We start from the raw sequence: 5734 nt of genomic DNA on the forward strand, positions 1-5734 counted from the left end.
GGCCCCGCCCGCCCCGGCGACATCGAACTGCGGCACCGCCCGGGCGACGGCGGCGGTCCCGAGTCGTACCGGCTCACCACCCGGGACGCCACCGTCACCATCACCGGCCCGGACGACGCCGGCGTCTTCTACGGCACCCGCACCCTGCTCCAGACCCTGCGCACCGGCGGCGGCCTGGTCCCCGAGGGCACCATGGCCGACCGGCCCGACCGGCCCCAGCGCGGGCTGATGGTCGACATCGCCCGCAAGCACTTCACCGCCCAGTGGCTGGAGGACCGGCTCCGGGAGCTCGCCGACCTCAAGCTCAACCAGCTCGCCCTGCACTTCTCCGACGACCAGGGGTTCCGCATCGCCAGCGAGTCGCACCCCGAGGTCGTCTCCCCGCAGCACCTCACCCAGGACGAGGTGCGCCGCCTCCTGGCGCTCGCCGAGCGGCTGCACATCACCGTGATCCCCGAGATCGACTCGCCCGGCCACCTCGGCGCGGTGCTGCGCGCCCACCCCGACCTTCAGTTGCGCGACGCGGCCGGCACCGCCACCAGCGGCGCCGTCGACATCGCCAACCCCGCCGCCGCGCGGATCGTGGACGACCTGCTGCGCGAGTACGCGCGGCTCTTCCCCGGCCCGTACGTCCACGTGGGCGCGGACGAGTACCAGGCGCTGGTCCGCCGCGACCCGCAGGCCTCGTACCCGCGGCTGGCCGAGCGGGCCCGGCAGCTGTACGGGAGCCGGGCGCGGGTCCAGGACCTGGCCACGGGCTGGCTCAACGACCGCGCCGCGGTGGTGAAGGCCGCCGGCAAGAAGCCCAAGGCCTGGAACGACGGCTTCTTCACCGGCGGGGTGGTCGCCCCGGACCGGGACATCGAGGTCGAGTACTGGACCGGCAAGGAGCTGGGCGCCCGCGAGCCGCAGGAGTATCTGCGCGAGGGCCGCAAGGTGGTCAACCTCAACGACGAGTATCTGTACTACGTGCTCGGCGAGCCCAACCAGTTCCGCTATCCCACCGGGGAGCGCGTTTACCGGGAGTGGTCGCCGGCCGTGCTGCGCGGCACCCGGCCGGTGCCGGCGGACCTGGCCGGGCCCGACCGCGTGCTCGGGGGCCGGCTCGCGATCTGGTGCGACCGGGCGCAGGCGCAGACCCAGGAGGAGGTGGCCCGCGGCATCCGGCTGCCGCTGCGGGCCCTGGCCCAGCGACTGTGGGACCCGCGCCCGCCCACCCGGGACTGGCGGTCCTTCACGGAACTGGCGGACCGGGTGGCGAAGTGAGTACGGTCACGGGGCCCGGCGCGGGGTGAGAGGAGCGGCACGTCTCGCGGCGAGAGCCGCGGCGGAAGCCGCCACGCGTGGACGGCCGGGGTCGCCACCCCCCACAGGAGAGACCCCGGCCGCCGGTACGAGGGCCCTGCCACCGGGCCCGTACTCCACTCAGCGCCGGGCACCCGATTTCTGTCACAGCCCGTGCGGGCGTGTACCGTGACGCCCGGCCGTGGCGGGGTCGCGGCCCGTGCGGACGTGGACGCGGACGCGGCCCAGGCCGTAGCGTGCGTCACGAGCGCCCGACCGGCGCGATGACCGTCCGAACGCTTGGGCGGCCCCTGGGAGGGCCGCCGCCCCGGGGGTGCTCCTCTCATGTGTCCGTGCCACGGCCCGCGAGGCCGGTGCGCTCGCGGCGCGTCGCCGTGCGCGACCGCCGGGCGCCCGGGCGACTGACGCCCGGCGCGGTCGGCGGCGTGGCGCGTGGCGCGTAGGGACCCCGAGTCGGAAGGCCAGGGGAGAGTGGAGCAGGATCAGGGTGTGGCGGCGGACGACGCGCGACTGACCGCCGCGGTGCACGCGGCGCAGGCGGGGGACGAGGACGCCTTCCGAACGGTCTACCGCGCGGTGCACCCCCGTCTGCTCGGCTATGTGCGGACCCTCGTCGGCGACGGGGACGCGGAGGACGTCACCTCCGAGGCATGGCTCCAGATCGCCCGCGACCTCGGGGACTTCCGCGGCGACGCGGACCGCTTCCGGGGCTGGGCGGCCCGGGTCGCCCGCAACCGCGCGCTCGACCACATCCGGCTGCGCGGCCGCCGCCCGGCGGTCGGCGGCGACGAGACCGAACTGCTGACGACGCCCGGCGCCGCCGACACCGCCGGCGAGGCGCTGGAGGCCCTGGGCACGGACCGCACGATGCGGCTCATCGCCCGGCTGCCGCAGGACCAGGCGGAGGCCGTGGTGCTGCGGGTCGTCGTCGGGCTCGACGCCAAGAGCGCGGCCGGGGTGCTCGGCAAGCGGCCCGGCGCGGTGCGCACCGCGGCCCACCGGGGCCTGCGGCGGCTCGCCGAGCTGCTGGGCGCGGGCCGGCCCGAGGAGCACGAGGATTCCGCCGCCGGTGGCGGAACGAGCCCGTCCGGGCTCGACGGCGTACCGCCGCAGCGCGGTCCGCAGGCCGGTGCCGTGACCTCCGCCGGTGTGACGGAAACACGCGCGCGGACGCAGAAGGACATGTGATGGCCGACGACCCGTTGAGCTGGCTGGACGAGGACACCGCGGAGCGACTGCTGCGGGGTGGCGTGCTCGGTCGGCACGGCCGCGATGCCGTTGACGGCTCAAGTAACGCGCGCCGGGCGGACGGCGCCAGTGGCGATGGCGGTGGCACGGCGGAGCGGGGCGCTCCGCGGGTTCCGCCGGGGCCCGACGCTCCGCGGGCGTCCGACGTCCCGCGGGTGCCCGGTGTTTCCTCCGGCGCCGATGTGCCGCCCGGTTCCGGGACGCTGCCCGGTTCCGAGGCGCTGCCTGGGTCCGGAGTGGCCTCCGGTTCTCAGGTGACGTTCGGTTCCGGCGTTCCCTCCGGCTCCGATGTGCCGCCTGGCGCGCAGGCGCGATCCGGTGCTGATGTGCCGCCCGATTCCGAGTTTCCGCCCGGCCCGCAGGTGACCCACGACTCCGACGTCCCGTCCGGTGCCGGTCCCGGTGCCGTGTCCGGCGCCGACGTTCCGTCCGGTCCCGGTGCTTCGCCCTGCCCGCCCGCGCCGGGGCCCGACGCCGCTGCCGGCGCGGGGACGTTCGCCGGCGCCGGCTCCGTTCCGGGCTCCGGGGCCTCCCGGGACGCCGGCGCGGCCCTGCTGTCCGAGGCCCTGAACGCCGTCGCCGCCCACCACCGGCGCGTCGCGGGCCCCGGCGAGCTCCCCGGCGAGGAGGTGGCCGTCGCCGCGTTCCTGCGGGCCCGCGCCGAGGCGGCGGCGGGCGGCGTGCCCGCCGCGCGGCGCCGCCGGCCCCGCTGGAGCCTCGGCTGGGCCCAGCCGCTCCGGGCCGGCCTGGCCGTGGTGATCGCGGGCGGCGCGCTCTGCGGGGTCGCCGTCGCGGCCGGTACGGGCGTGCTGCCCACGCCGTTCGGCGACCGCGGCCGTCCCGTGCCCGCCACCAGCGTGTCGGGCGCCGAGTCGGCCGAGCCGCTGCGCTCCGGCCCGCCCCTGGCCGAGGACTCCGCGGCCACGGCCCGCGAGCCCGGCCGGGCGGACGCCGCGTCCCCGGCACCGAGCGGGCCGCTCGGCACCGAACCCGGGAGCGGTACGCCGTCCCACGGCGACCGCGGCGACGGCCCCGGTCCCTCGCCCTCCGAGCGCCCCTCGGACGCGCCGGACCTGCCGGATGCCAAGCCCAGCCACCGGGGCGGCGGCCCGGAGACGGCTCGGCTGGCCCGCTCCTGGTGCCGCAAGTACAAGGCCGGCACGGTCGACAAGCAGGCGCTGCGGTGGCTGGAGGACGTCGCCGGCGGCGCCAAGGGTGTGAACCGCTACTGCGGAAAGGTGCTGGCGGACGAGCCCGAGCAGGGCTCCGACGGCGGGGAGGCCCCGAAGACGCCGCCGGTCAGGAAGAACGTGCCGACGCGCTCGTCGCTGGACATCGGCCTCGGCGAGGGGCAGGGCGAAGGACAGGGCTCGGGCCAGGGGCTCGTGCGCTGAGGCGGCGCCCGCCGGGCGCCGCCGTCGTTCGCACCCGCCCGGCTCAGGCGCCGGGCGCCGCCGCCGTTCGCGCCCGCCCGCCCCGGGTCAGCCCGCGCTGCTCAGCGTGAGCTTGGCGGCGAAGCCGAGGAAGAGCGCGCCCGCCGCCGTCGTCGCGCCCGCCGACAGCCGCTTGCGGCGGCGGAACTGCGCCGCCAGCCGCGTACCGCCGAAGATCAGCGCCGTGAGGTAGAGGAAGCTGCACAGCGTGGCCAGCGCGCCGAGCACGACGAACGAGAGCGCGGGGTGGGCGTACCCCGGGTCGACGAACTGCACGAAGAAGGAGATGAAGAACAGGATCGCCTTCGGATTGAGCAGGCTGATCACCAGCGCCCGGCGGTAGGGGCGCTCGTCCGGCGGGCCCGCGGTCGCCGCATCCGCGCCCCCCGCCCCGCCGTCCCCGAGGGGCTGATCGGCGCTCCGGGCCGCTCGCGCCCGCCACATGCCCCACGCCGCCCTCAGCATGCCGATCGCCAGCCAGGTGAGATAGCCCGCGCCGGCGTACTTCACCACGGCGAAGAGCAGCGGGGTCGCCTTGAGCAGCGAGGCGACCCCCGCGGCGGAGAGCACCATCAGCACGGCGTCGCCGCAGAACACCCCGGCCGCCGCCCGGTAGCCGGCCCGGACGCCGCGGCGCGCCGCCACGGAGAGGACATAGAGCGAGTTCGGCCCCGGCAGCAGAATGATCAATATCAGCCCGGCCAGATACGTCGGAAGATCGGTTACGCCCAGCATGGGGCGGAGTCTGACATACGGCGCCGGGCGCGCGCCGGGTGTTCCGTATCGCGGATTCCCGCCGGTTCCCGCCCGCCGGCGCATTGGTTTTCCCGGGGGTGTGACACTTTCGCGGCCCGTGGCGCTGTACGTAATGCCGACTGGTCATCGGCCGCGCGAAGCCGGGTTCCCCCCGTACCTGCGGCTTCGCGCACCGGCGCGGGCGGGGCTCGTTCCCCCGGCCCTGCCCGCGCCCCTCACCCTTCGCGCCGCCCGCCGCGCCCCGGCGCCCGCGCCGGTAACCCTCGCGCCGCGCCCCCGCGCCCGGCGCTCACCGGTAGATCACCACCTTGTCCCCGGTGCGGACCTGCTCGAACAGCGCCGCGATCTTCCTCTTGTCGCGGACGTTGACACAGCCGTGCGACGCGCCGCCGTAGCCCCGCGCCGCGAAGTCCGCGGAGTAGTGGACGGCCTGGCCACCGCTGAAGAACATCGCGTACGGCATGGCGGTGTCGTAGAGCGTGGACACATGGTTCCGGCTCTTGAAGTAGACGGTGAAGGTGCCCTCGCGGGTCGGGGTGTACTGGGAGCCGAAGCGGACGTCCATCGCCGAGACCACCCTGCCGTCGATCATCCAGGCGAGGGTGCGGCTGCTCTTGCTGACGCACAGCACCCTGCCGGTCAGACAGCGCCGGTCCGGCGGGTCCGCCGGGCGGCCGGTGGGCGGGCGCAGCGCGTCGCGCGACGGCTGGCGGGTGAGCGCGCGCAGCCGCGCCCAGGTGGCGGCGTCGGCCGTGCCGGAGGGCGGGAGCGCCTGCCGGCTCTGGAAGGACGCCACGGCGGCGGTCGTACGGGGGCCGTAGAAGCCGGTGGGCCGGTGGCCGAAGAACCCCAGCTGCGCCAGCCGGGCCTGGAGTTCGCGGACCGGCCCGCCGCGCCCGCCGGGCGAGAGACCGGGTACGGCGGCCGGCGCCGGCGGTGGCGTGTGCGGTGCGGCGGCGTCCGGTGCGGGGGGCGCGGGCGGTACGGGGGCC

Annotated in this window: 5 protein-coding genes; 3 read left to right on the top strand and 2 right to left on the bottom strand. The window is 76.7% G+C overall.

Features of this window, described 5'->3' with window-relative positions:
• From ACSNOD_RS27495 to ACSNOD_RS27505, 3 genes are all read left to right on the top strand, one after another.
• Positions 1 to 1266: beta-N-acetylhexosaminidase (locus ACSNOD_RS27495; protein ID WP_436769772.1), on the top strand; the 1266-nt coding region annotated here is incomplete at its 5' end.
• Positions 1267 to 1794: 528 nt separating this feature from the next.
• On the top strand, positions 1795 to 2493 hold the full coding sequence (locus ACSNOD_RS27500) for an RNA polymerase sigma factor (protein WP_436769776.1): 699 nt from the start codon (positions 1795 to 1797) through the stop codon (positions 2491 to 2493).
• 386 nt (positions 2494 to 2879) lie between these two features.
• Entirely contained in the window at positions 2880 to 3947 is a 1068-nt protein-coding gene (locus ACSNOD_RS27505; RefSeq protein ID WP_436769773.1) for a hypothetical protein, read from the top strand.
• A gap of 87 nt (positions 3948 to 4034) precedes the next feature.
• Here ACSNOD_RS27505 and leuE read toward each other — a convergent pair whose 3' ends face one another.
• Positions 4035 to 4721: a leucine efflux protein LeuE gene (leuE, locus tag ACSNOD_RS27510; RefSeq protein ID WP_436769774.1), complete on the bottom strand. Its 687-nt coding sequence runs from the start codon at positions 4719 to 4721 to the stop codon at positions 4035 to 4037.
• Positions 4722 to 5031: 310 nt separating this feature from the next.
• On the bottom strand, positions 5032 to 5734 hold a 703-nt coding region (locus tag ACSNOD_RS27515; RefSeq protein WP_436769775.1), incomplete at its 5' end, for a L,D-transpeptidase family protein.

Source organism: Streptomyces sp. URMC 123 (genome assembly GCF_051386515.1).
GTDB lineage: Bacteria > Actinomycetota > Actinomycetes > Streptomycetales > Streptomycetaceae > Streptomyces.